This is a genomic window from Steroidobacter gossypii, from assembly GCF_016801985.1.
Classification (GTDB): Bacteria; Pseudomonadota; Gammaproteobacteria; order Steroidobacterales; family Steroidobacteraceae; genus Steroidobacter; species Steroidobacter gossypii.
On sequence record NZ_JAEVLS010000002.1, the window covers coordinates 98,466 to 124,596 of the forward strand.

The window sequence follows — 26,131 nt, forward strand, 5'->3', positions numbered from 1 at the left end:
TTCTGCTTGTGCGTCAGTGCTGTTATGCGCCGGCCTGGAAGTCCACCAGCGGCACGCCTTCTTTCACCTGGTCGCCGGCATTGCACAGGTAGCTGACGATTTTTCCCTTGCCGGGGGCGAACACCGTGAGCTCCATCTTCATGGCTTCCATCACCAGCAGCGGCGCGCCTTTGGCGACCTCCGCGCCAGGCTCGGCCAGCAGGGCGATGATCTTCCCAGGCATGGGCGCACTGAGGCCGCCGTGCACTTCTTCCGTCTCCCCGGCATGCAGTAGGGGATCGACATAGGTGAGCACATACTGCCGGCCGCGGAAGAATACATGCAGCTGCTCTCCGGCTTTGACCACCGCGGCGTTGATGTGGCGTTGGCCGATGGAAATGCGCAGGTCGGATTCGGACAGACGTTGCACCTTCGCCGGCTGGTCGCCGACGACATAGCCGTCGCCGGAGTAGCGAATCGAAACATTGGCCGTTTGTTCGCCGGCGACGAACTGCAAGGAGCGAGTCTGCGCGCCGTTGATGCGCCAGCCGTCGGTGAGACTCCAAGGCGAGCTCGAGCGACTCTGTTCGCGTTCGAACGAGAGTTGCGCCAGCGCGGCCACTTCGAATACTCCAGCCGGCAACTCGGTGGCATTCGGCATGAGCGTAGCGCGCTCACGCTCGATCAAACCCGTGTCGACGCGGCCTTCACGAAACGCGGCATGACCGACGAGCCGGGACAAGAAGTTCACATTGTGGCCGACGCCGACGATGCGCGTTTCGGCCAACGCACCCAGCATGCGCTCGATGGCGGCTTCGCGGCTGCGCTCCCAAACAATCAGTTTGGCGATCATCGGGTCGTAGTGGGGCGTGATCTCGTCGCCTTGTTCCACGCCCGTATCGAGCCTCACATGCGCCGAAGGAGCTGGCGCCTGGAAGCAGACGAGACGGCCGACCGATGGCAGAAAGCCCTTCTCGGGTTCCTCGGCGTAGATGCGCACTTCAATGGCGTGCCCGTTCAACGGCACTTGCTCTTGAGTGAGGGGCAGATCCTCGCCGGCCGCGATGCGCAGCTGCCACTCGACCAGATCGAGGCCGGTGATCATTTCAGTCACCGGGTGCTCCACCTGCAGCCGCGTATTCATTTCCATGAAGTAGAAGTTGCCCGCCGAGTCGGCGATGAACTCGACCGTGCCTGCACCGACGTAACCCACGGCGCGCGCGGCGTCGCAAGCTGCTTTGCCCATGGCTACGCGTTGATCGGCGTCGACGCCGGGAGCGGGCGCTTCTTCGACCACCTTCTGGTGACGACGCTGCGAGGAGCAGTCGCGCTCGTGGAGACTGATGGTGTGGCCGGCTTTGTCGGCGAACACCTGAATCTCGATGTGACGCGGCTGGAGCAGATACTTCTCGATCAGCACATGATCGTCACCGAATGAAGTCCGTGCCTCGCGTTGGCAGGAGGCGAGCGCGGCGGCGAACTCGTCCGGCCCATTCACCACACGCATGCCCTTGCCACCGCCGCCCGCCGAAGCTTTGATGAGCACCGGATAGCCGATGCGGTCAGCTTCTCGCTGCAGCAGCGCCGGATCCTGATCCGCGCCATGATAACCAGGAACCAGCGGCACCCCGGCCTGCTGCATGATTGCCTTGGCCGCGGACTTCAGGCCCATGGCGCGAATGCTCTTCACCGGCGGGCCGATGAACACGATGCCGTTCTGCTCGCAAGCAAGCGCGAAGTGCTCATTCTCGGACAGGAATCCATAACCCGGGTGCACCGCCTGTGCGCCGGATTGTTTGCAAACTTCGATGATGCGATCGACGCGCAGATAACTCTCTCGCGAAGCGGCTGGGCCGACGCAGTAAGCCTCGTCCGCAAGACGCACATGACGCGCGCCCGCATCCGCTTCCGAATACACCGCGACCGTGCGAATGCCGAGCTTGCGGCAGGTGGCGATGACCCGGCATGCGATCTCGCCGCGATTGGCGATCAGGATTTTGGTGAACATATGGAGTCCTCGCTTACATGCGGAACACGCCGAAGCGTGTCTCACCGACCGGAGCATTGGCCGCAGCGGCGAGGCCGAGCCCCAGCGTGCGTCGCGTTTGCGAGGGATCGATGATGCCGTCATCCCAGAGACGGGCGGTCGCATAATAGGCGCTGCCTTGCGTCTCGAACTGGGCGCGCGTCGGCGCCTTGAAGGCTTCTTCCTCCTCGGCGCTCCACTGCTTGCCTTGCGCTTCGAGTGCATCACGGCGCACGGTGGCGAGCACATTGGCGGCCTGCTCGCCGCCCATGACCGATATCTTGGAATTCGGCCAGGTCCAGAGGAACCGGGGCGAATAAGCGCGACCACACATGCCGTAGTTGCCCGCGCCATAAGAGCCGCCGATCAGTACAGTGAACTTCGGCACCTGGGCCGTCGCGACCGCGGTGACCATCTTGGCGCCGTGGCGCGCGATGCCTTCGTTCTCGTATTTGCGACCGACCATGAAGCCGGTGATGTTCTGTAGAAACACCAGCGGGATGCGTCGCTGCGAGCACAGTTCGATGAAGTGCGCGGCCTTTTGCGCCGATTCCGAGAACAGCACGCCGTTGTTCGCGATGATGCCGACCTGATAGCCGTACACATGCGCGAAGCCCGTGACCAGCGTGTTGCCGAAGCGCGCTTTGAATTCGTCGAAGCGTGAACCGTCGACGATCCGAGCGATGACCTCGCGCACGTCGAAGGGCTTGCGTGTGTCCGCCGGGATCACGCCGTACAACTCGTCCGGGTCGTACAGCGGATCTTCGACCGCTTGCTGCTGGAATGCTGTTTCGCGAGGTCCGAGATTACCGACGATGCGACGAACGATGGCCAGTGCGTGATGATCGTTCTCGGCAAGATGATCGGCGACGCCGGAGATGCGCGTGTGAACGTCACCTCCACCCAGGTCTTCCGCGCTCACGACTTCGCCCGTCGCCGCTTTCACCAGCGGCGGGCCGCCGAGAAAGATGGTGCCCTGGTTGCGCACGATCACGGCTTCGTCGCTCATGGCCGGCACGTAGGCACCGCCGGCGGTGCACGAGCCCATCACGCAGGCAATCTGCGGAATGCCGAGCGCCGACAGGTTCGCCTGGTTATAGAAGATGCGGCCGAAATGTTCCTTGTCCGGGAACACTTCGTCCTGCATGGGCAGGAAGGCGCCGCCGGAGTCGACCAGATAGACGCAGGGCAGGCGGTTCTCGCGCGCGATCTCTTGGGCGCGCAAATGTTTCTTGATGGTGATGGGGTAGTAGGTGCCGCCTTTGACCGTCGCGTCGTTGCCGACGATCACGCACTCGCGACCGTTGATGCGACCGACACCTGCGACCGCGCCGGCGCTGGCGACATCGCCGCCGTACATGCCGAGCGCGGCGAGGGGCGAGAATTCGAGGAACGGCGTGCCGGGATCGAGCAACAGATCGATGCGGTCGCGGACCAGCAGCTTGCCGCGAGCGGTGTGTTTCTGGCGGGCGCTCTCGGAGCCACCCAAGGCAACCGTCGCGGTTTTCTCACGCAACTCATCGACTAGCGCGCGCAAAGCGGCGCTGTTGGCGCGATATTCATCGCTGTTGGTGCGCAGCTTGGACGTAATGACGTTCATGGGCCCCCTGATGACAACACCGGCATCTTTCGCGCCCGATTGTAGGAGTGTGCGGCCAAGAAGTGAATCAGCATTCACAAAGAAAATGAGCATTCACTTCATCGCGGGACCGGGGTAGGATCCGGCGCATGAGCTACCGGCGTTCGTTCTTGATGGAGGAGCGGCTGGCCGACAATCGGCAGCGCATCCTGAAAGCCGCGCGCGCCCTGGTTGCCGAAGGCGGGTTCAATCACGCGTCCATCGCTGCCGTGGCGGCCAGCGCCGGGCTGTCCGCCGGCGCCATCTATCGTTACTTTCCCTCCAAGGCGGCGCTGTTCGTCGAAGTGCTGACTTCCGCCATCGATCACGAAATCGCCATCCTGCAGGCCATCGCCAAGGGGGCGGGAGATGTGACTTGCCGGCTGCGGGGCTGCGTGGAGTCGTTCGCCAATCGTGCGCTCGAAGGTCCGTACCTCGCCTATGCCTTCATCGCGGAGCCTGCCGAGCAGGAGGTCGACGAGGCTCGCTTGCTCGGGCGCAAGCGGTTCGGCGAAGTATTCAAGTCGCTGTTGATCGAGGGCGTCGAGGCCGGCGAGTTTCCGGCTCAGTCGGTCGATATCGGCGCGGCGTGCATCGTCGGCGCGTTCACCGAAGCCTTGATCCGGCCCATCGCGCCAAGAGCCAAGCGCGAAGGGCGGAAGGAACTGGTCGAGGGCATCGTGGCTTTCTGTTTACGCGCGGTCGGTGCGACTATCTCCGGCAGGAAGGCCGGCCGAGGCGTCAGGGCTTGAAGTCAACGTCTGAGGCCAGGGTCTGAGGCAAGGGTCTGAGGCCGGGGTCGAGAGCATCATGCGCCAGTTCACTCACGTTGTTTCGATTCGCACTTCGCGCCGGGGTCTGGTCGAGATCACCCGCGAGATTCGCTCTTGGGTGGCCGCTCAGCAGGTGAGCACCGGCTTGCTCACGGTATTCTGCAGGCACACTTCGGCATCGCTGCTGATCCAGGAGAATGCAGCCAAGGAAGTACGCACCGACCTGGAAGCGTTCTTCGAGCAGATCGCGCCCGAGGATCCGAGCCGCTATGCGCACGACGACGAAGGTCCGGACGACATGCCGGCGCATCTGCGCACGGCGTTGACCCAAGTGCAGTTATCCATACCCGTGATGGACGGCCAGATCGTGCTCGGGACTTGGCAGGGCATCTACCTGTTCGAGCACCGCCAGCGGCCGCACCAGCGGGAAGTGGTCCTGCATCTGCTGGGCGAGTAGCGCCCTGTCTCGACGAAACATGTCCCAACTGTCACGGACGCAACGCCCGAGACTGAATACACTGAGGACATGAGATCCCACCAGCTGTCGAACCGACGCGACTCATCGCGTCGGTCGCACGGAGCGTTTGCTTGAATTCTTCGGTCGAGGTTCGCGATCCCGCCAGCGTGCGGGATCACACTGCGTTTTCGGTGATTCTGGCGATCAGCTGCTGCCACCTGTTGAACGACATGATGCAGTCGCTGATGCAGGCCAGTTATCCCATGGTCAAGGCCAGTCACTCGCTGAGCTTCGCGCAGCTCGGGTGGATTTCGCTGGCATATCAGACCACCGCGTCGTTGCTTCAGCCGGTGATCGGTTATGTCGCCGACAAGCGGCCGGCGCCGTTTTCCTTGCCCACAGGAACACTGTTCACCGCTGCCGGGCTGGCGGTGTTCGCGTTGGCTCAGAGTTTCTGGGGGCTCCTGGTCGGGGCCATGATGCTCGGCATGGGATCATCGGTGTTCCATCCCGAAGCTTCGCGGGTCGCACGCATGGCGGCGGGCGATCGTCATTCGCTCGCGCAGTCGCTGTTTCAGCTGGGCGGCAATGCGGGGCAGGCCATCGGACCGCTGTTCGCGGCGCTGGTGGTTGTGCAGTGGGGGCAATCAAGCCTGGTGGCTTTCGCGCTGCTGACCCTGGTGTCGACCGCGATCCTGTGGAACGTGGGTCTCTGGTACAAACATCACGGCTTGCCTCGCCTGCAACGACTGCGCGCGCCACAGAAGCTGGAAGTTGCTTTGCCACGCGGGCATGTGGCCAAGGGCATGGCGATTCTGCTGCTGTTGATCTTTTCCAAGTTCGCTTACGTGGCGAGCTTGAGCAACTACTACACCTTCTACCTGATCGAGCGTTTTCAGATGAGCGTGATCGAGGCGCAGGTGCATTTGTTCCTGTTTTTGGGCTCGCTCGCTGTCGGTACGCTGGCCGGCGGCTACTGGGGCGACCGCTTCGGCCGCAAGAACGTGATTCGCTTTTCGGTGCTGGGCGCGATTCCATTCACGCTGCTGTTGCCGTTCGCGGGGCTGGCGTGGACCGAGGTGCTGACGGTGCTCATCGGGCTGACCATCGCGTCGGCGTTTCCGGCCATCGTGGTGTTTGCACAGGAGCTGATGCCCGCGCGAGTCGGGATGGTGTCGGGAATGATGTTCGGCTTTTCGTTCGGCGTCGGCGGGCTGGCGGCTGCCTCGTTCGGGCATCTGGCCGACGTGCATGGCATCGAAGCGGTTTATCGCTTGAGTGCGTTGCTCCCCTTGCTGGGGTTGCTCGCCATCTGGCTGCCGGACGCTCGACGCCGCGCGGCTGGCTAGGCCGCGCGCCGGATCACGAAATGTGGTTGGCCCACAGGTCGTTGAGGTAGCCGAAGCTCCAGTTCTCGGGGGGCTCGCGGGCCACGATGCGATCGTTGGCGAACGGGTCCATCAGATCCAGCAGCTTGGGCTCGAAGGGCAGGCCCGACTTGGTGGAGAAGAACAATTTCACCTTGGGGGCCGTGAGTTTGGCGGCGTTCTGTTCCACGACCACGCCCAGCTTGCCGGACGCCATGCGCACCAGCGAGCCGATCGGGTAGATGCCGATGGTCTTGATGAAGGTCTGCAGCACCTTCGGGTCGAAATGTCCTTCCCAGGAAGCCATTTTCGACACCGACTCCGCCGGATCCCAGCCCGCCTTGTAGGGTCGGTCTGAAGTCACGGCGTCGTACACGTCACAAACCGCGCTCATGCGCGCGATCAGCGAAATCTTGTCCTCGGGCAGCTTGTCGGGATAGCCCTTGCCGTCGATGCGCTCGTGATGATGACGAGCGACATCGAGCACGCGCTCGTTGTCGACGCCGCTTTCGAGCAGCATCTCGTAGCCGCGCACCGGGTGCGATTTGATGATGGCGAATTCTTCGTCGGTGAGCTTGCCCGGCTTGTTGATGATGTCCTGGGGCATGACCGCCTTGCCGAGATCGTGCAACAGGCCGGCCATGCCGGCGTCGCGCACGGTGTCATCATCGAGGCCGAGCTGGCGGCCGAGCGAGACCATGAGCGCACACACGGACACCGAGTGCATATAAGTGTATTCGTCCGCGGTCTTCAGCCGGCACAGGCTGACCAGCGCGCTTGAGTTGTGATCCACCGAATCGACGATGTCGTTGACCAGCGGCGCGCAGTTGCTGGTGTTCACGGCGTTGCCCATGCGGGCTTCTGCGAACAGCGAAGTGACGGCTTCCTTGGAACGCTTGAGCACTTGAGCGGCGTTGTCCAATTCGTCCGCCATCGAGCCGCGCTTCCTCGGCGTGGGCGCGCTCTGAGGCTCAGGCACCGTGATCGAAGGCGAGGGCGTCTCCTTGGGAGGCGCCACATCTATGCCTTTGGACAGATCGATCCAGATCTGCTCCACGCCCGAGCTCTTCAGGCGGGCGAGCGCCTCGGCGTCCTTCACCAAAAAACGGGTCTTCCACAGACCGTGTTTCAGCCACGGTCCGTCGACCGAAGCCACGAACATTCCGGTTCGAACTTCAGAGATGGCGATTTTCTTCAACATGTCATAGGCAGGCCAGCCCTCGGGGTGGGCATTCACCCGCTGCGTTTGATCCGTGTGCTGCTCTGCATCGGCAGCGATGACGGAAAAATTACGGTAGGCCGGCCCCGGATTGTGAGAGGTCCGTCCCAAAGCCGACGCCGGCTCGCCATCTAAGTAAAATCGTGGCGTGCTCCAGACAACGACTCAGGGGCAACGACTCAGGGCAACGATTAGGACAACGATTCAGGGCTTCCCTCAATCCGTTCCGACAACAAGGAGTGGCCATGGCCCTCGATCTGAATGAGCTGAGTGGTCCGCAACGCAGGATCGTTCGCGACGCCTTCCTCGCCGCCTTCACGGCGCAGACCCTGGACCAGTTGCTGCAAGACGAGCTCGACCTGCAGCCACTGGCCACGCTGGTCCCGGCGGCAAGCTTCGAGGCGATGGTGTTCAACCTGATCAATCTTTCCAAACGGGAAGGTTGGACCGACCGCCTCATCGCCGCGGCGGAGCGAACATCCAACAACGCCCGCGTGCGCGGCCTGCGTGCTTCGCTCGAAACGGCAGCCATCGTCGACGTGGCTGCTCTTGAACAGAGAGTCACAGCGGTCGCTCCGGCGAGCGGCGGGCTGGAGCGGCTGGTGAGAGTCGACGGCGGTTTCGCCGACTGGGGCCTGTGGATCGAAAAGATGACCGACATCGGGCGTCGAATCTGCCGCATCCAGTATCCAGACAACTTGAAGATGGCCGGCGGCACCGGCTTTCTGGTCGCCAGGGATCTGGTGCTCACCAACTATCACGTCATCGAGCGCCACGCCCAAGCGCAGCAGGACCCTGCAGACATCGCTTGTCTGTTCGATTTTGCCGTCGGTTCGGCGGCGCCGGTGGCGGTGAAACTGGCGGCAGCGCCGAAATGGCTGGTGGATTGGAGCCCGTATAGTCCGCACGACCCCGGCGATGCCGGCGGTGTGCCCGATCCCGATCATCTCGACTATGCGCTGCTGCGCCTGCAACGAGCCATCGGCGAGGGAAACGTTGCCGGCCAGCCACGCGGCTGGATCCAGATCGACTCGGGTCGGGCGCGGCCCGCGGCCAAATCCATCCTGTTCATAGGTCAACATCCGCAGCTCGAGCCGTTGAAGTTGGCTATCGGCGCGGTGCTCGAGCCAAATGGCAACGGCACGCGGCTGCTCTACGATACCAACACTGAACGCGGCTCCTCCGGCTCGCCGGGCCTGGATGCAGGGTTGCATGCCGTCGTGTTGCATCATGCGGGGGATCCCGACTATTCGCGGCTGCTGGGCCGATATAACCAGGGAATTCCGTTAGACTTGATCGTGCAGCGGATGGCAGCTCGAGGCGTACCTAAGTTCTGGACTTGAGGACGCGCGCATGGCGCTGGACAACCAGCAGCGACGGCAGTTGCGACAGGAGATGATCGGGGCCTTCGACCGGCAGGCGCTCGATCTGTTTCTGCAGGACTGGCTCGACATAGAGCTCGAGCGCGTGGTGCCCGCGGGCAAGAACTTCGACATGGAATGTCAGCTGGTGATCGTGTGGGCCGAGGACAACGGCCGGCTCACGTCGCTGCTGCAAGCGTTCCAGAATCATCATCCCAAGCAAGCTTTCGCCAGTTTCGCCGCGACGCTGCTCGCCAAGGTCACTACCACCGAGACTGCTCCGGGCGCGCCGCATCGTCCGTTCTTCATCAACACGCGTCCGGTGTTGAATCGCAAACAATTCTGGGATCGGCTGAGCTCCCTGGCGAACGGGGCGCCTGCCGGTCGCGTGCTCGCAGTGAACGGCGGGGTGGGAAAATCGTATTCACGATGGCCCATCAGTTACATCTGCGATCCGAGCAGGAACTACGCGCGAATGGTTCGCGTCGAAGCCAACAGTGGCGACGTGCTCGATGTCACGGGTGTGTCGCTGGCCAACGCCATCGTTTCCCGCCTGTGGGGCGATCAACTCGCCGATGTCGACGAGTGGGCCCAGGTGTCGCGCGTCACCAAGGATCTGGCAGCGAAATTGATCGCACGACTGGCGGCATTGCCGGATCGAACCTGGCTGGTGATCGACGAGCTCGACCTGGTGAACCTGGACAAGAGCGCGGTCGAATTTCTTTGCAAACTGTGCGAGGCCGTCGACGGCAACGAATGTCCCAACCTCTGGTTGTTCCTGCTCGGCCTGGAACCCACCAAGCTGAGCGCGCACGTGGCGCCGTATGTTCCATTGGACGTCGTGCATCGGCCGGAGCGGTCGGATATCGAAGATTTCATTCGGTGGTTCGCCCGCACGGCGGGACGTTCCGACGATCCCGTTGTATTGAAGCCCACGGTGGACGCGCTCGATGCACTGTTGCCGGTGGATCCAAATCACGATCACTGGAAGCAGTTCCACAGCCGATTGCACGACACCTGTGAACGCATCAGGCAGGGAACACTGCCGTGAATATCGAGTTCGACGACGGCCGCGGCAACGCATTCGCCTGGCTGGATGGCGCAGCCGCCGATCGCGAGGTGCAGCGCCTGATTGCTCCCTTCCTCGATGCCGCGGCAGTGCTGTCGACGTTCGAGTTGGCAACGTTGCAGCCAGTCGATGCGCGCGCCAATGAGAATAGAAACGAAGCGTTGATCGAGCTGACCAATTTCGCGCGACCGGTGCAGGAATCGAATGTGGACTGCTGGCAGCTCGAAGAGTCGGCGCGCCGCATGGGCCTTCGCCGCCTGAAAGACCGAGAGGGCATGCGACGTGCGCGCGCCGTCAACGTTGTTCATGCACCCGATCCGCTGCAACAGGCGCTCGACACGCTGATCGATTCGAACGACCCGATCGCGCTGGGAACACTTTCGCTCGAGCAGCTGCTCGCGTTCGAGCGGGCTACGCGGTGGTTGGAAGGTATCCTGCCGAACTTACCATCGCGTGCGCAGATCACGGCGGATATCGAGCGACAACGTCAGCTCGAACCGATGCGAAAACTCGCTGGCGAGAATTTCGTGGACCGCGAGGACTATCTTGCGCGGCTCACCGACTACGTGGGTGTGTTGCCGCCCGAAAGCACGTGGCAAAGATTCCGCCGCAATGTGCAATACGTGCGCTACCTGCTTCATCAGCGCCCGCCGCTGCATCTGTTCGGCCCTGGGGGCATGGGTAAATCGGCGCTGCTGGCTCGTTTCATACTGCAACACGCCGGCGATCCATCGCGGCCTCCCATGCCGTTCGTTTACCTCGATTTCGACCGAGGTGCGCTCGATCCGCGGCGGCCGAACACGCTATTGGAAGACGCGATCCGGCAGTTGCTCGCGCAGTTCCCCGACTTCGACGGCGTGCTGGGGTCATTGTCCTCCGAAGTGGCGGAAGTGGAAGGCAGCCATGATGTGCACGAGTCATCCAAGTCGTCTCATTTCAGCGGTGGCGAGCGACTGATCAATCGATTCTGTCGGCTGCTCGATGCGATTGCTCAACGCACCGAGCAGCCGGTGTTGATGATTCTGGATACACTCGAAGAGGCGGAATATCAGGGCACCACCGCGATGCTGGTCACTTGGGCACTGCTCGCGGAGCTGCTCGGGCGCGTCGACCGACTGCGGATCGTGACTGCCGGGCGCTCGCCGCTGGCGAACGATCTGCAGCGCGAACCCGTCGAGCTGACTGGCTTGCCGACGGAGGCCGCTATCGAGCTGATCGTCAAACGCACACAAAAGATGCAAGGCGGGCCGATCAGCGAAGCCGACGCCAGGAGCATCGTCGAGCTGGTTGGCACGGTGCCTTTGAACCTGGTGCTCGCGGCCAAGGTCGTGCTGAGTGAAGATCTCGCAGCGCTGCGCGAAGCAGTCGGGCGTCGGCGCCTGTTTGCAAGGATCAAGCAGGAACAGCAGCAGGGCATGCTGTATCGACGCATTCTCGCGCACGTCCGCAAGCACGACCCGGAGCTGGAGAAAGTGGCCAGTCCCGGGCTGATCCTGCGCCGGATCACGCCGGAGATCATCGAGAAAGTGCTGGCGGCGCCTTGCGAACTCCAGCTCGTAGATGCGAATCATCCGACACGATTGTTCGATGAACTGGCGCGCGAAGTGGGGCTGGTCGATCCATATCTCGAGCACGGCGCGCTATGGCATCTCCCCGCGCTGCGCAGAATCATGCTGCCCGATCTCAGGGCCACCCTGGGTGCGGTGGTCGAAGATATTCACAAGCTGGCCGCGGAGTACTACAGCAAAAGCGACACGACCTTGGGACGAGCGGAGGAGATCTATCATCGCTTGTGGATCGGCGCGAGCTTCGATGAGCTCGACAAGCTGTGGCGTCCCGAGTTCGCGCCTCACCTGCGTGGCGCCTATGAAGAGCTCGAGCCTCAAAGCAAGGTCTGGCTGGCGGACAAGCTGGGCATCGAGCTCAGCTCCGAGCTGCGAGCGCACGCGGACCTGGCGATCTGGGAGCGTCAAGCGGCGCAGCGTGCGCGTACGCTGATCGCCAATGGTTTGTTCGCTGAAGCGTTGGCCGCGGTGCGCGAGCGTCCGCGACCGGAGCGGCCGAGTCCGCTCTATGAAATCGAGTCCGATGTTTTGAAGCTGCTCGGAAACTTCGAAGCAGCCCATGCGGTGCTGGATCGAGGACTCGAAATTTCAGAACAAGCGGGCGATCGGCCGGCGATCCTGGCGTTGATGTTGCGCAAGGGCTTTTTGCTGGAGGGTGAGCGCCAGTTGACGGCCGCCATCCGGATCATGAGCGAGGCTTTGAACATAGCGGCCAGCCTGCGCGATCTCATGAGCACCCTGAGCGCGGGAGTCGCAACGCTGCGCTTGTATCGAAAGATGCAGCAGGAAGGAACATTGGCCGAGAATGTCGGGCAGGCCCGGGAGCGGCTGGGGGTGGTAGCTTATCGGCGCATTCGAGACTTTCAGGTCACGACTCATCAGCGGCTGGTGCAACTGATCAAGCAGAAGTCGGTGCGCGCCGAGTTGCGGTCACGCCCCGCGCTGTTGCAGGAAACGGCGGCCGAGCTCGGTCTCGACGATTACACCATCCTGGAGCAGGCCGTGCTTCAACTCGGCGTCTCGGCCGCCGATCTGATTGCGCTTGCACGCCTGGCGCGGGAAGCCGGGATGGATGAGTTGCATGGACGTTCGCTGCGCAAGCTCCTGTACGATCGAGGCACCTCGCGCGGTTCGGGCCGAATGCTCTCCGAGCTTGTTCCCGTCTATGCAGAGTTCTTCGTGCAACGACTGGCGCGCGCAGTGGACGATGCATTGGAGCGACGCTCGGTGGACACTCCTGGATCGCCCTCATGGCGCCGACCGCTCGCGGTGAGCGCACACGAAATGGCGCAGCTGCGCAATCTGGTGGAGCAGGAGTTCACGCCCGAGGAGTTGGCGTTGCTGGCGCAGGACTATGCGGAAGTGTCGTTACATCAACTCAGTCCCAGCGGCACGTTCAGCATTCAGGTGATCGAGTTGCTGCGATATGCAGAGAAGCACGGATCGCTCGGCGTGCTGCTCACTCACATGGCGCGTGCGCGCCCGGATGGAAGTGAATTGAAGAAGTTCATTCACGGGCTGGATGGGTGGCTGGAGTATATCTAGCGACACCAGCAATGTTTGATGCCTCTGCCGACTCGAAGGGCGCAGCTTGACTCCGCGCGCCCGTGCAAGTTAACGTCGCGCTCGCTAGGGGAGCCCCTGCAGGGGCTGAGAGGTCATTGGCGCATTGCGCAGTATGACGACCCTTGAACCTGATCCAGGTCATACTGGCGTAGGAAAGGCTAAGCGCGATGCGATGTGTTCCCTGTGACATTCCCGTGACTTTCACGTGTCTCAGCGACGTTGCGCCTGCGCTGCTTCGTACCCGGCGTGTCTGGATCTCCAATCACGGAGCATCGGATGAACGCCACCACGGTACCTGTCACCACGACCGCGCTGCCTGCCTCCCGCAAGGTTCACACATCGGGCGTATTGCATCCCGACATCAAGGTGCCGATGCGGGCCATCACGTTGCATCCGTCCGCGCGCGAGCCCGATGTCTTTGTTTACGATTCTTCAGGGCCGTACACCGATCCTCGGGTCAACATTAGTATAGAGCAAGGTCTGCCTCGCATCCGCGAACGATGGATTCGCGCGCGTAACGACGTCGAGTCATCCTCGAGCGTCAAATTTCCAACAAGGCATGCTCCGTTGAGGGCGAAAGCCGGCGCGGCAGTCACGCAATTGGCGTATGCGCGTGCTGGCATCATCACGCCGGAAATGGAGTTTGTCGCGATCCGAGAAAACGTCGGTCGCTCCCGTGCCGTGCCAGCGAACGGTCGCGACGGCAACTCGTGGGGCGCGAATGTGCCAGAGTATGTAACGCCGGAGTTTGTGCGCTCGGAAATCGCGGCGGGTCGCGCCATCATCCCGGCGAACATCAATCATCCCGAGTCCGAGCCGATGATCATCGGTCGGAACTTCCTGGTGAAGATCAACGCCAACATCGGCAATTCCGCCGTGACCTCCAGCATGGCGGAAGAGGTCGACAAAATGGTATGGGCAATCCGCTGGGGCGCGGACACGGTGATGGATCTGTCGACCGGGCGGAACATACACAACATTCGCGAATGGATCCTGCGCAACGCACCGGTGCCCATCGGCACCGTGCCCATCTATCAGGCGCTCGAGAAGGTCGATGGCGTGGCCGAAGCGCTGACCTGGGAAATATTTCGTGACACGCTGATCGAGCAAGCCGAGCAGGGCGTGGATTACTTCACGATTCACGCCGGCGTCCGCCTCCAATACATCCCGCTGACGGCAAATCGAGTGACTGGGATCGTGTCCCGGGGCGGCTCCATTATGGCCAAGTGGTGTCTCGCGCATCACAAAGAAAGTTTTCTGTACGAGCACTTCGAGGAGATCTGCGACATCTGCCGGGCCTACGATGTGAGTTTCTCGCTCGGCGACGGGCTGCGGCCGGGATCCATCGCGGACGCGAACGACGCGGCGCAGTTCGCCGAGTTACGCACGCTCGGAGAGTTGACCAAGATTGCCTGGAGCCGCGATTGCCAGGTGATGATCGAAGGCCCCGGCCATGTTCCCATGCACAAGATCAAAGAGAATATGGACGAGCAGCTCAAGCATTGCTCGGAAGCGCCGTTCTACACCCTCGGGCCGTTGACGACCGATATCGCACCCGGCTACGACCACATCACATCCGCCATCGGCGCAGCGATGATTGGCTGGTTCGGAACCGCCATGCTTTGCTACGTCACGCCAAAGGAACATCTGGGCCTGCCGAATCGAGACGACGTGAAGACCGGCGTCATTACTTACAAGATCGCGGCGCATGCCGCCGATCTCGCCAAGGGACATCCCGGTGCGCGTGATCGTGACGATGCGATCTCGCGCGCGCGTTTCGATTTCCGATGGGAGGATCAGTTCAACCTTTCGCTCGACCCCGACACCGCTTGCGCCTTCCACGACGAAACCATGCCGCGTGAGGCGCACAAGCTCGCGCACTTCTGCTCGATGTGCGGACCGAAGTTCTGCTCCATGCGCATCTCGCACGAAGTGCAAGCCGCCGCGCGCGAGTCGGGCATGAATGAAATGGCGCTGAAATTCAGAGAGCGAGGCGAAATCTACATCGATCCGGCGCAGCCTGAAGCCAGCGCGAGCTGACCATGAGGGTCACCATCGTTGGCGCGGGCATCGCCGGCTTGAGCTGCGCCGTCGAGTTCGCAGAGCGCGGCGTTCCCGTTGAAGTCTTCGAGCAGGGTCAGGGCTTCGGGCCGCAAAGCTGCTCGTGGTTCGCCGGCGGGATGCTGGCGCCGTGGTGCGAGTGTGAGCATTCGGCGGAGCTGATCGCAAAGCTTGGTGAGCAGAGCCTTGCCTGGTGGACCAGGCGCGTGCCTGCCTTAGTGCAGAGAGGCAGCCTGGTCGTGGCACACGGTCGACACTTGTCCGAACTGGTGGCGCTCAGCCGTCGCACCACGCACTACGAATGGCTGGACAGCACGGCGGTCGCACGGTTGGAGCCGTCGCTGGCCGATCGTTTTCCTCGTGCGTTGTTCTTCAAGGACGAAGCGCACATCGATCCTCGTGGTGCGCTCCGATATCTCGCTGACCGGGTGATCGCCCTCGGCGGTCGCATTCATTTCGGCATCACATGCACGGACGAGTCGCAGGGCGATCATCTGGTGATCGATTGCACAGGTCTGGCCGCGCGACACCAGTTGCAGGACCTCCGCGGCGTGAAGGGTGAGATGTTGTTGTTGCGCTCGAACGAGATCGTGCTTCAGCGCCCGGTGCGATTGGTTGACCCGAAAACGTCGGCGTACATTGTGCCGCGCGCCGAGGGTGTGTTCATGATCGGCGCCACCATGATCGAAAGCGATGACAGCACTCGCATGACTGCGCGGTCAGTACTCGAACTGCTGAGCGCGGCCTATGCGCTGCATCCGACCTTCGGCGAAGCAGAAGTCTTGGAATTGGGTACGCAGGTGCGTCCGGCATTCCCAGACAACATGCCGCGCATCGTCTGGCGGCGGGACCGCATCTACATCAATGGGTTTTTCCGGCACGGCTATCTGCTCGCTCCGGCCTTCGCGCAGATGGCGGCCGACGCTGTTCTGAAAGAGAAAGGTTGTCGTCAGGTGGCTTATGAGAATCACGCTTAATGGAGAGGATCGCGATGTCGCGGCCACGACGCTGGAGCAAGCGCTGAGCGAGCTCGGTTATACCGAGAGCTTCGTGGCGACCGCCGTCAACGGCTGTTTCATTCCCAAGACGCAGCGGCGTGACCAACGACTCGGCGAAGGCGATCGCATCGAAGTCGTGGCGCCCATGCAAGGAGGCTGAAGTGCTCGTCTATGACACTCAGTTGACCTCGCGGCTGCTGTTGGGGACCTCGAGATACCCTTCGCCGGCCGTGCTGACGGAGGCGGTCAAGGCGTCCGGCACCGACGTGGTCACAGTATCGCTGCGGCGGGAGTCGAGCAGCGAGCGTTCGGGCCAGGGGTTCTTCTCCATCATTCGCTCTTTGGGCGTGCGCGTGTTGCCCAACACCGCGGGATGTCACTCCGCGAAGGAAGCGGTCACCACTGCCCACATGGCGCGCGAGTTGTTCGGAACGACCTGGATCAAGCTCGAAGTCATCGGCGATCGTGCGACGTTGCAGCCCGATGTGTTCGGATTGGTGGAAGCCGCCAGGATTCTTGCCAACGAAGGTTTCCAGGTTTTTCCATATACCACCGAGGATCTGGTGGTCGCAGACAAGCTGCTTGACGCAGGTTGTCGTGTCCTCATGCCTTGGGGGGCGCCGATCGGGTCGGGCCAGGGCTTGAACAATGTGCCGGGCTTGCGAGCCATGCGGGCCCGCTTCCCGAGCGTGCCGCTGATCGTCGACGCTGGCATCGGCGTTCCATCGCACGCGGCGCGCGCCATGGAGTTGGGCATGGACGGAGTTCTGATCAACACAGCCGTATCGCGTGCGGGTGATCCATCAGCCATGGCGGGGGCGTTCAACTATGCCGTGAAGGCTGGGCGCACGGCGTATCTCGCCGAACCGATGATGCCCAGCGATGTTGCGATTCCTTCGACGCCCGAAGCTGGCCTGGCGTTTCTTGCATGAAGCTCGATCCGTTTTATTTGATCGTGGACGACATCGCATGGTTGCCGCGCCTGCTGCCCGTGGGAGTTCGTCTCGTTCAATTGCGCATCAAAGAACGGACGGAGGCCGAGGTTCGACGCCAGGTGCTGCTCGGCAAGCAACTGTGCCAACAAGCAGGCGCGTGTTTGATCGTCAACGACTACTGGCGGATCGCACTCGACGCAGGGTGTGACTTCGTGCACCTGGGACAAAGCGATCTGGATGACGCGGACGTGCCAGCCTTGCAGCGCGCCGGCGTTCGCGTCGGCATCAGTACGCACAGCCATGCGGAACTCGATCGAGCGCTGAGTTTCAATCCGGACTACGTCGCACTGGGGCCGATCTATCCGACCACGTTGAAAGTGATGCCTTGGGCTCCTCAAGGATTGGCCCGCATCGCCGAATGGAAACGTCGCATCGCGCCTTTACCTCTGGTTGCCATCGGCGGCTTGACCGTCGAACGCGTGCCGGACGTCTTCGAGGCCGGAGCCGATAGTGCGGCGGTCGTGTCCGATGTGCTTCGCAATCCATCGCCAGAGTCGCGAGCACAGCAGTGGATCATCGCAACGCGCGCAGCGCTGGCATTGCAAGCGGAGCGCTGAATGCCTCCGCGTGTGCTCGTCATTGCCGGCACGGATTCGAGTGGCGGCGCCGGTCTGGTCAGAGACGTTCAAGTCATCACGGATTTCGGAGCGCATGCCGCGTGCGTGGTTACGGCAGTAACGGCGCAGACGCATAGCCAGGTCGAAGCCACATGTGTGCAGCCCGCCGATCTGGTTCGTCAGCAACTCAGCGCGGCGCTTCGGTCGGGTGACATTGCCGCAATCAAGATCGGCATGCTTGGTAACGCGGCGATCGTGCGTGCAGTGCTGGACGAATTGCCCGACCGACAGCGCATTCCCATCGTGCTGGATCCGGTGCTCGCGTCTTCATCCGGCACGGCGTTGCTGGACGCGGACGGAGTCTCGCTGCTGAGGGATCGTTTGTTGCCTCGTTGCACGGTGATCACGCCAAACTTGCTCGAAGCGGCGTTGTTGCTGGAGCAGCAGGTGGCGAGTACCGGTGAGGAACAGTCCAGGCAAGCTGAAGCTCTGCTCGCGCTCGGGCCGGAACATGTACTGCTCAAAGGCGGGCATGGATCTGGAACTGATGCGACCGATGTTCTCGCCTCGAGCGACGGACCAGCTTCGATACTGAGCTCGGCACGCCTCAGCACGACCATGCGTGGCACGGGCTGCGCCCTAAGCTCCGCCATCGCAGCTCTTCTTGCAGCGGGAGTGGCGATGGAGCCAGCCTGTCGCCGAGCGAAGGCATACGTTCATAAACGGCTGCAGCTCAATTCGACATGCGATCCGTGAGCGTCTGCCGATCCGACGCGCGGCGCGGTTTCAAGTGCAGCTCGCGACGCTTGTAGTCGATGACCAGCGTGTCCAGCAGGCCGATGATGTCCATGCCGATGACCAGCGCCGGCTCGCCACTCATTTTCCAAGCGTCGAAAAGATACATGTCGCCGAACGTCACTCGCATGCCGCGAATAGAAATGTCGCCGATGTCCACGGCCGGCGCGAACAGGGTCTCGCCGTGTTGGACATCGAGGGTCACGCCGATCACGGCATTGGTGACGCCCTGGGATTTCTTGGCCAGCGCAGCTTGCAGACTCTTGTTGCCGATGGTGGCCTGGGCGCCTGTATCCAGTGTGGCGCGCGTGCGCACGCCGGCGAGCCGCACGTCGAACATCAGCAGATGACCATGCCGCAGCTTCACTGGAACGCGGCTGAAGCCGAGCGAGCGGAACGGCCCGGTGGAGCGGATGATGGAGATCTCGTCGTTCTTGAAATCGATGCGGATCTGCTTGTCGCCCAAGCCGTCGGCGCCCAGCACGCCTTCGGCCCCGCCAAACACGTCGGGCACGACCGCGACCTGGCGTTGACCGAGCCACAGATCGCCAACCTCGATGCTGTCGACCTTGATGATCGGCACCACGGCCGAGCCGGTGGCGCCCAGCAACTTCACGGTGCGTGATTCGTTGCTGAGGCCAAGCTGCCTGGCCAGCGAAGGCACCACGGCGGTGCTGTTGGCACCAGTATCGAGCACCAGGCGGAACGGGCCTTTGCCGTTGATATAAACCGGCGCCCAGACTCGGCCGATCCGATCTCGCAGCGTCGGCGCGACGTAGCGCGGCTCCGGCGCTTCGACCACCAACTCTTCCACGCCCGACGGCGGGGGCATGAGCAGTGGCGAATCCAGCAGCGGTGGAACGATAGCAGGTGCGCTCGAAGCGTCCGGCACATTCGGCTTGAAATCGACATTATCGGCCGGTTCATTGGCCAACAGGGCCAGTGGTGCGAGCAGCACCGTCAGCGCAGTCACGAACAGACGCGGGGTCATGGTTCCCTCGACATCGTTGCCAGGCTCGTGAATCCCCATCCTTTACCCGATGATTCGGCCGCGGCCGGCCCGAATCGCATTTCCTGTGTCCTTAGAACGTTTCTTCCGCCATTCGTTCCGACGTGGCCACCCATTGACCATCCCACGTTTCGGCTTCGAACCGACTGGTGAAGGGGAAGCCGGGCGGCCGACGCTTTTCGAAGCGCGGGTCGTATTCGATCTCGGTGGCGTAGCGCGGCTCGCTGGCCGACAAGCTGCCGGCGGACAGACTGCCATAAATCCGCAACGTGGCGGAACGGCCATGGTCGATGTCTCTCACCACAAAGCGCCGGCCAGCGAAAATCGCCGCATGCACATTCAGATCGCCGGGGCCGGTGGTGCCGGGAGACGCCACTTCGACGTACTTGTCGCTCACCATGCCGAGATAATCGCGCGAGTCCGTCACAATCCGCGGGTCCCGGGCGTAGACGATGTCGTCTTCGATCACGATCCGGTGAGGCGAATAGACCAGGATCTTGCCCGCGACCACGCCCTGGACCGCCAAAGTCGTGCCCGGTGTGGCGATGAAATACACCGGATGCTCGGACGGTGAGTTGAGATAGCCTGCACCGGGCGCTCCGTTGGTGCGCCACATGTAACTGCCGTCGGCAAAAAACCGGATGCGAGTGTCGCTGCTGAGTTCGTGGATGCGTGAGTTCGGATCTTCGGGCGCCCAGGCGGACGGCTGCACTGCCTTGGGCAGGTCGATACGGCTGGTGCGTGTTTCCAAGCCGCCGGGAAAAATCTCGGCCTGGCGTCCGCGGCCGCTCGAGAACATCTCGAAGCTGCGCGCCGCCGTGGTGACTTTCCCTAGAAACTTCGGTCCGACGCGCGAGTCGTGCATCACATTGAACTGGGAATTGCTGTGAAAGCGGCCGACGATGACGTCGTCGTGCAGCTGAACCATCGGATCCCAGCGATCCACCACTTGGGTGAATTGCGAGAACGCGAGGCGTTTGAGCATGATCCGCGTCGAAAGCAACTTGCCCTGGTCGGATGCGCTGATCTGCGCGATGACGTGCTCCAGCGCCGTGCCGTCTTTGGCCCGTTCCCAGACCAGCCTGGCGGTGTACTGCTTGCCGTTGTCTTCCCACTGCAGCTGGCTGTCCGGGTTGCCGGCTTGTTGTTCGATCAAACGGGCGAGGCGCTCGGGCAGGGTAGCCAGCTCTTCTTTCGAGGCTGCGTAGGTGGGCGCCGGTTCGACGGTTTCCAGAATGCTCGCGGTGGCACTGCTGTCGGCCGGCAGTTCGGTCAGCACCGGCTGCGGCTGCACTGGCTCGGTGCTCGCTTCTGCCACCTCGAGGGGCGAGGGCGGCTCGGAATCCTGGCCCAGTTGTTCGGCCAGTAACTCGGCGGCGAAGCTCGGCTCCAGTGGCGCGAGCTCCAGACCCTCGCTGCGATCGACATCGGGCGCTTCGATGAACACCAGTTGCGAGGCCACCCGCTCGGTTTCGCCGACGCCGTCGTGCCGACCGCCGAACACCACTGCTGCCAGGAAAATCCCGAGGTGCAACGCTCCCGACGCGACGGCGGCGAGCACACGTCTCGTATCTCTTGCCTCGAGCAGCTCTCGTGCTTCGAGCAGGCCAGGAAGCGCCATGGTGTCCCCACTGGATGCGCCTCCCGATAGAGTAGTCCCAGCCCGGGGGAAAAAGGAGAGTGAAATTTTGTGTGGCTAGTTTTCGGCAAAAAATTAGCGTCGTGCGGGTGAATTCAGCGAGTTATGTGCACGGCCGGCGACTTCTCCGGAATCGCAGTGCTGTTCGGCTTCCGAGCCGGCGAGGGCGACACAGAGATTGATGCTGTTGCCGTTGGCCGCAGTCTGCGCCAGCACATCCCGCACTTCGTTTGCTTGCAAGCGATGTGACAGCAACAGAGCGATGCCGCCGGATACATTGGCCGCCGCCATCGAGCTGCCCGAAACGAAGTCATAACCGTTGTGAGGCACGAGGGTCAGCACGTCGATGCCCGGCGCGAGCAGCACATTGTCGGCCGCGTGTTTATGTCCCACGGCGTCCGCCACCACCACGCCTGGAATTTCCGAGGGGAAGCCGGTGGCCACGCCTTCGGTCGGCAGCGCCGCCACGAAAATCATGTCGCGCGCCAGGCCGTGTTCCACCAGTCGGCGCAGCAGGGGATCGCTCGGGCCGCCGAGACTCAAGTTGACGATATCGGCCTTCATCTCGATGGCCCTGCTCAACGCGACGGCGAGGGTAAAGCTGTCACAAACGGCGCGCGCCGGGCTGGCCGATTCCGACCAGCAGGCCGCCAGCGAATGCACTCGAGCTTCCGGCGCGATGCCGACAATGCCGACCGAGTTGCCGCCCGTGGCGGCGATGACGCCTGCGACAGCGGTCCCATGCGCAGCTCCCCGGGTACGTTGGCCGGTGAAATTGCTGACCGCGATCTTGCTGGCAGCGAGGTCGGGATGATTGATGTCCACGGCCGTATCGATCACCGCGATACTGACTCCTTTGCCTCGCGACCAGGTGTGAGCTTGAGGCACGCCCATGGCAGGCAGGCTGCGTTGCAGTCCTGCATAAGGATCGTTGTATGTGCCGCTGAGCGTTCCGAACGAGTTCAGGGGCTGGGCGGATTCGACTCGCGCATCGTCTCGCAGTCTGCGGAGCAAGTCGGATTGCGATTCGCCGGGATCCATTCGGTACACGATGCAATGGACCCGAAGTTGTGAGATGGGCCATTCGCGCACTGGAGTCAGTCGATAACGCGTCGCCAGTTCTCGTGCCGTCGCACGAGTGCGGGGTGCAATGGCGTATTGCATGGCCGAGCCGTAGTCGCGCGGCGAGGATCCCGCACGAGTGGCAGACATTCCTTCAGTGTTGCGCAAAGTGATGAGGATGAAACGTTCGGGATGGGTCCGAATCAGCTCCTCATCGGCCGACTCGCGCGCGAACTGCATACACGCGGCGAGTGTGAGCATCGCGAGGAGTGCAGCGACATGCTTCATCGGATCGTGCCAACCGCTGTGGGGCTGGGCTCCGCGAACAACACTTCGGGATGTTGACGCAAGGAGGCAATGATCCGACGCAGGTCATTGCCGTCCTTCGTGGCCACCGTGTAGACGCCAGCTTCGCTCGGTCCGGCGACAATGTTGCATTCAACGTCTCGTAACAACTGGTTGATACTTTCCAGCTGAGCGTTCGGAGCAAAAACGACCCGCACGGCCGCGCGGTGGTCCACCGGCTGTGGGCTCGAGAGTGTCTGGTACTGTGGCTGTGGAGCAGCGGCAGATCGGAACAACGCGCCAGTAAGACCCGCGATCGCAACGAGCTGCAGCCAGAGCGCTGCCACCAGCCAGATGCGCTTGATTCGCGCTGGCTTGGCGACTTCAGCAGCGGGCTGCCGATCGAGTTGCGCCAACAGTTTCTGCCACGATGCGCTGGGGGCGGCGATGACTTCGTCGTTGCCACGCATCTGAATGTAAATCTGCCGATGCCGTTGCAACTCGTCGTGACATTCGGTGCACGTCTCGACGTGCGCGAGCACTTCGCGCTGATCTGCGTCACTGGCGCGGCCGTTGACCACCCACGGGATCAACTCCCAGCACTGCTCATGATTGGAATGCACTCGGTGCATGTGCGTTCTCTATAGGTCGGGATTGCCCGCCAGGCGAGGCAACAGCAGGCTGAGTTTGCGGCGGGCGTGGAACAGGCGAGTCTTCACTGTGTTCACCGGGCAACTGGTGATGGCCGCGATCTCCTCGCAGGAATGACCGAGCACGTACGCCAGCTCCAGGCACAGGCGTTGCTCGATGGGCAGCTCCTCCAGCGCTTCTTCGATCCATTCCTGGGTCTCGCAGTCCTGCAGGGCGTCCGCGCCCACCAGCGAGTCGTCGGCTTCCTGCTCGATCAGCTCGAACGATCGCCGGCGTCGGATACTTTTCAGTGCGCGCCGATAGGCGATGCCGACGATCCAGGTGGAAACGCGAGAGTCGCCTCGAAAGCGGTCGGCGCTGTTCCATACGACCAGCAAGGTATCGTTGATGATTTCCTCGGCCAGGTCCTGTCGCTGCGTCAGCCGCATCAGAAAGCGCGACAAGCGACGGTGATACAACACGTAGAGCTCGCGCAGCGCGCCCCGATCGCGCAGGGTGATGCGCCGGATCAGCGCCAGCTCGGCCTCGTTGTTGTTGAGCGATGGCTTGGCGAGCGACGCCACTCTCGCGCTCGTATCATTGTGGGTGCGCGTCATCACGCTGGTAAGTACCCGTTGCGAGCCGCACGGTTCAATCGATGTCGCCGAATCTCCAGATCAAGGTGCCCGACCAGGTACTGGCGGCGCGCTCGTGGCCGAACAACTGGCGCGCGGCCCGATCGATATAGGTATAGGTCAGATGCAAGGTGAGTCGATTCGCCGAATGCATCAGCCCGGCGTGGCCATACCAGTATTGTTGCTCGAACAGCTCGCTCAGATCCCGATAACCCACGCCGACATTGCCGGACCAGCCACCCGCGATGGCCTGATTGGCGCTGATCTCATAGGACAGGGCCGATCGGTCGGCCGCCACGCCCCGGTAGCTTGCATCCGCGTAGTTGGGCGACCACGCCACGGTAGCGAACAGGGCGGAGCGATAGCCCAGCGAGGCGGCCAGTTCGTCATAGTCGTACTGAACATAGGGCACGTCGTCCGGATAGTAATAATGTGTGGCCGTCAGCGTGCCGATCCACTCTGGCGTGATCCGCCAGGCGCGGGCGGCGTACAGGTCGATTTCCAGGTTGGCTCCGGGCCCGTCGTAGCGATCGATGCTGGAAGCCCAGGCGCCCACGGTCCAGTGCTCGTCGAGCTGGGCTCGCAAACCGCCTTGCAGCGCCGGTTCGCCTCGCGTCTGTGACAGGCCCTGCTGAACGTAGTCGCTGGTCAACGCCAGCGAGCCGCTCCATTTCACTTCGGCATGGCCCGTGCCGGCCAGCGCCAGGCCCGAAATAAGAACGCTGCAGGCAGCCCACGGCGGCAACGTTGTTTGCCGCGAGTCGCTCGCCGCATCGTTACAAAGACGCCTGGTCATGTCGGGCCGTCAGCGTGCTGTTCGTCCGAGAGACTCTCGGTGCGAACAGCATACGCGCTGCCACGGCCCAATGAGAACTGTCAGAAGCGCTATCTCAATTGTTCGCTGCGCCGGCGGTAATCCAGGCTCTGACATCGGCGATCAACGCTGCATCGAGCGGTGCTCCGCCCAACGGCATGCGTGCGCCAGTGATGCTGGGACCGCCTTCGATCTTGCGAACCAGATAGCTCGCGTCGGGATTGCCGGGAGTCACTCGCTGCAACGACGGCTGCTCTGTACTTGCGACACCTACAATGGCGGCGTGCGTAGCCGCCGCGTTCGACAGATTCATGGACGCAGGCAGCGAGCTGCCTCCGCCGGTGTGACAACCCGCGCAGCTGGGTGTGAAGATGGTGGTTTGCAACTGCGTCAATGTCACTGCGGCCGGCGCTTCAGCTTCTGTCGACAACTGTCCCCGCAGAGCGCCACCCGGCGAGGCCGGCGTGTGCACGTCGACGTAGAGGCGATCGGCTGCCAGCGCGTCGCGCTCCGCTTGGGTGATGCTTTGTTGCTCCAGCAACCAGTGGGATGCGACCGCCGGATCTTTCATCAATGTGAGTAGCGGAGCTGCGGCGTTCTCGCCCGCGGGCGCGTTATGCACGTGAGCTTCGGTTGCGTCGTCGACTCCAGTTGTTTGCACGTGAACGGTGGCTGTGTTCGACGACTCGTTGATTGTCATCGCGGCGAAACCCGTCGCCGTGTTCGTCTGTGGCGGCGCCACGTTGGCGCCGCTGAGACCGGCGATCCCGACCACAACGCCTTGGGGTTTGATTTGACCGCGAATCTCTCCGCCGGGGTGAGCGGCGGAGTGAACGTTCACATACAACTGGCCGGCGAGCAACGCGTTGACCTGATCGGCGTTCAAAACATCGCCCGTTTCGACCTCCCAACGATTCGGATCGGCTGCGCTCGCCAGGAAATCTACGATCACCGGTCCGTTCGTGCCGGCGATACCGTGGTGAATGTGCGCGAGGGTTGCGGTGATGCCGCTGAGTGTGACGCCGCCTGTGACCACGCCGGTCACCAGATTGAATGTGAGCTGCCCCGTGCCCGTCGCGGTGGAATTGGTGCTCGGAAATACCTCGGCGGAGCTGACCGCCACATTGATCGTGGGAGAATTCAGCACGTTGACTGTGGCTGCGGCGGACGTGGCAGAAACATTGGCTGCGTCCACCACGCGTGCAGTCACTGAGTGCGCACCGTCAGCAACGGTGGACGTGTCCCAATCGGTGGAGTAGGGCGCGGTGGTGTCGGTGGCGATCACATTGCCATCGACAAGAAACTCGACGCGGTTCACGCCGCTTCCTGCGGTGGCGTTTGCAGTCAGCTGCACGGTCCTGTTGACCGAACCGCCGGACGGCGCCGTGAGCGACACCGTAGGGGCGGCGGGTTGCGAATCGCCGCCTCCGCCGCCATTGCCACCCCCGCCGCCGCAACCGCTCAGTATCCATGGAGCGATCAGCATCACTGCGAGCGAGGAGTATCGCCAATCGATGCTCGTTCTTCTCTGCATGCGCATGTCTGCGCTCTCCGCGTGGCGTCGATGTTTCTGCGTCACTTGTCTGTACATGAGTGCCCGAGTGCGATCGCGAGGTTCAAAGAGTAGGAATGAACCGCGCGAGGGCATCGA

The 26,131-nt window shown here is 62.6% G+C and carries 22 protein-coding genes and 1 riboswitch; of the genes, 12 read left to right on the forward strand and 10 right to left on the reverse strand.

Translation table 11 applies throughout. From position 1 onward, the window contains the following. Positions 1 to 22: 22 nt before the first annotated feature. Together JM946_RS07835 and JM946_RS07840 are read right to left on the reverse strand one after the other, a co-directional pair. Entirely contained in the window at positions 23 to 1,987 is a 1,965-nt protein-coding gene (locus JM946_RS07835) for an acetyl/propionyl/methylcrotonyl-CoA carboxylase subunit alpha (protein WP_203166649.1), read from the reverse strand. Positions 1,988 to 2,000: 13 nt separating this feature from the next. Continuing rightward, on the reverse strand, positions 2,001 to 3,605 hold the full coding sequence (locus JM946_RS07840) for a carboxyl transferase domain-containing protein (RefSeq protein WP_203166650.1): 1,605 nt from the start codon (positions 3,603 to 3,605) through the stop codon (positions 2,001 to 2,003). A 128-nt stretch (positions 3,606 to 3,733) separates the two neighbouring features. Here JM946_RS07840 and JM946_RS07845 point away from each other — a divergent pair, with 128 nt between their 5' ends. The 3 genes from JM946_RS07845 (at position 3,734) to JM946_RS07855 (ending at position 6,202) form a co-directional block, all read left to right on the forward strand. Continuing rightward, on the forward strand, positions 3,734 to 4,375 hold the full coding sequence (locus JM946_RS07845; RefSeq protein ID WP_203166651.1) for a TetR/AcrR family transcriptional regulator: 642 nt from the start codon (positions 3,734 to 3,736) through the stop codon (positions 4,373 to 4,375). A 58-nt stretch (positions 4,376 to 4,433) separates the two neighbouring features. Next, positions 4,434 to 4,853: a secondary thiamine-phosphate synthase enzyme YjbQ gene (locus tag JM946_RS07850; RefSeq protein WP_203166652.1), complete on the forward strand. Its 420-nt coding sequence runs from the start codon at positions 4,434 to 4,436 to the stop codon at positions 4,851 to 4,853. A gap of 131 nt (positions 4,854 to 4,984) precedes the next feature. Continuing rightward, on the forward strand, positions 4,985 to 6,202 hold the full coding sequence (locus JM946_RS07855) for an MFS transporter (protein ID WP_230979572.1): 1,218 nt from the start codon (positions 4,985 to 4,987) through the stop codon (positions 6,200 to 6,202). Between the two features lie 13 nt (positions 6,203 to 6,215). Here JM946_RS07855 and JM946_RS07860 read toward each other — a convergent pair whose 3' ends face one another. Further along, the gene (locus JM946_RS07860; protein ID WP_203167868.1) at positions 6,216 to 7,421 is read right to left on the reverse strand and encodes an HD-GYP domain-containing protein; all 1,206 of its coding nucleotides are present in this window, start codon (positions 7,419 to 7,421) and stop codon (positions 6,216 to 6,218) included. Between the two features lie 263 nt (positions 7,422 to 7,684). Here JM946_RS07860 and JM946_RS07865 point away from each other — a divergent pair, with 263 nt between their 5' ends. The 9 genes from JM946_RS07865 (at position 7,685) to thiD (ending at position 18,367) form a co-directional block, all read left to right on the forward strand. Next, positions 7,685 to 8,782, forward strand: coding sequence for an effector-associated domain EAD1-containing protein (locus tag JM946_RS07865; protein ID WP_203166653.1), 1,098 nt, complete (start codon positions 7,685 to 7,687; stop codon positions 8,780 to 8,782). Between the two features lie 10 nt (positions 8,783 to 8,792). After that, a complete protein-coding gene (locus tag JM946_RS07870; protein WP_203166654.1) occupies positions 8,793 to 9,851 on the forward strand; it encodes an effector-associated domain EAD1-containing protein in 1,059 nt (352 codons plus the stop codon). Beyond that, positions 9,848 to 12,979, forward strand: a complete 3,132-nt coding sequence (locus JM946_RS07875) for an AAA family ATPase (protein WP_203166655.1) — start codon at positions 9,848 to 9,850, stop codon at positions 12,977 to 12,979. The genes JM946_RS07870 and JM946_RS07875 overlap by 4 nt, the downstream gene beginning before the upstream one ends. Before the next feature lie 76 nt (positions 12,980 to 13,055). Then, positions 13,056 to 13,173, forward strand: a riboswitch (TPP riboswitch). 103 nt (positions 13,174 to 13,276) lie between these two features. Beyond that, on the forward strand, positions 13,277 to 15,040 hold the full coding sequence (thiC, locus tag JM946_RS07880) for a phosphomethylpyrimidine synthase ThiC (RefSeq protein ID WP_203166656.1): 1,764 nt from the start codon (positions 13,277 to 13,279) through the stop codon (positions 15,038 to 15,040). Positions 15,041 to 15,042: 2 nt separating this feature from the next. Beyond that, entirely contained in the window at positions 15,043 to 16,038 is a 996-nt protein-coding gene (gene thiO, locus JM946_RS07885) for a glycine oxidase ThiO (RefSeq protein ID WP_203166657.1), read from the forward strand. After that, entirely contained in the window at positions 16,022 to 16,219 is a 198-nt protein-coding gene (thiS, locus tag JM946_RS07890; protein ID WP_203166658.1) for a sulfur carrier protein ThiS, read from the forward strand. Before thiO ends, thiS begins: the two co-directional genes overlap by 17 nt. A gap of 1 nt (position 16,220) precedes the next feature. Next, the gene (locus JM946_RS07895) at positions 16,221 to 16,991 is read left to right on the forward strand and encodes a thiazole synthase (RefSeq protein ID WP_203166659.1); all 771 of its coding nucleotides are present in this window, start codon (positions 16,221 to 16,223) and stop codon (positions 16,989 to 16,991) included. Next, complete coding sequence (locus tag JM946_RS07900; protein WP_203166660.1) at positions 16,988 to 17,611, forward strand: thiamine phosphate synthase; 624 nt, start codon at positions 16,988 to 16,990, stop codon at positions 17,609 to 17,611. The genes JM946_RS07895 and JM946_RS07900 overlap by 4 nt, the downstream gene beginning before the upstream one ends. Beyond that, positions 17,612 to 18,367 carry a bifunctional hydroxymethylpyrimidine kinase/phosphomethylpyrimidine kinase gene (gene thiD, locus JM946_RS07905; protein WP_203166661.1) on the forward strand — a complete coding sequence of 252 codons (756 nt, stop codon included), beginning with the start codon at positions 17,612 to 17,614 and terminating at the stop codon, positions 18,365 to 18,367. It begins immediately after the preceding gene. Here the strand turns inward: thiD and JM946_RS07910 are convergent. The 7 genes from JM946_RS07910 to JM946_RS07940 form a co-directional block, all read right to left on the reverse strand. Beyond that, a complete protein-coding gene (locus JM946_RS07910) occupies positions 18,345 to 19,397 on the reverse strand; it encodes a retroviral-like aspartic protease family protein (protein ID WP_203166662.1) in 1,053 nt (350 codons plus the stop codon). The genes thiD and JM946_RS07910 overlap by 23 nt on opposite strands. Positions 19,398 to 19,488: 91 nt before the next feature. Next, positions 19,489 to 21,036, reverse strand: a complete 1,548-nt coding sequence (locus tag JM946_RS07915) for a hypothetical protein (protein WP_203166663.1) — start codon at positions 21,034 to 21,036, stop codon at positions 19,489 to 19,491. Between the two features lie 93 nt (positions 21,037 to 21,129). Then, positions 21,130 to 22,377 (reverse strand): S8 family peptidase, encoded by a 1,248-nt coding sequence (locus JM946_RS07920; protein WP_218042682.1) that lies wholly within the window; start codon positions 22,375 to 22,377, stop codon positions 21,130 to 21,132. A 23-nt stretch (positions 22,378 to 22,400) separates the two neighbouring features. Continuing rightward, positions 22,401 to 23,033 (reverse strand): zf-HC2 domain-containing protein, encoded by a 633-nt coding sequence (locus JM946_RS07925; protein ID WP_203166665.1) that lies wholly within the window; start codon positions 23,031 to 23,033, stop codon positions 22,401 to 22,403. Positions 23,034 to 23,042: 9 nt separating this feature from the next. Continuing rightward, a complete protein-coding gene (locus JM946_RS07930; RefSeq protein WP_203166666.1) occupies positions 23,043 to 23,615 on the reverse strand; it encodes an RNA polymerase sigma factor in 573 nt (190 codons plus the stop codon). A 67-nt stretch (positions 23,616 to 23,682) separates the two neighbouring features. Continuing rightward, positions 23,683 to 24,462 carry a TorF family putative porin gene (locus JM946_RS07935; RefSeq protein ID WP_203166667.1) on the reverse strand — a complete coding sequence of 260 codons (780 nt, stop codon included), beginning with the start codon at positions 24,460 to 24,462 and terminating at the stop codon, positions 23,683 to 23,685. A gap of 94 nt (positions 24,463 to 24,556) precedes the next feature. Next, positions 24,557 to 26,020 (reverse strand): CHRD domain-containing protein, encoded by a 1,464-nt coding sequence (locus tag JM946_RS07940; RefSeq protein WP_218042683.1) that lies wholly within the window; start codon positions 26,018 to 26,020, stop codon positions 24,557 to 24,559. Positions 26,021 to 26,131: the final 111 nt, after the last annotated feature.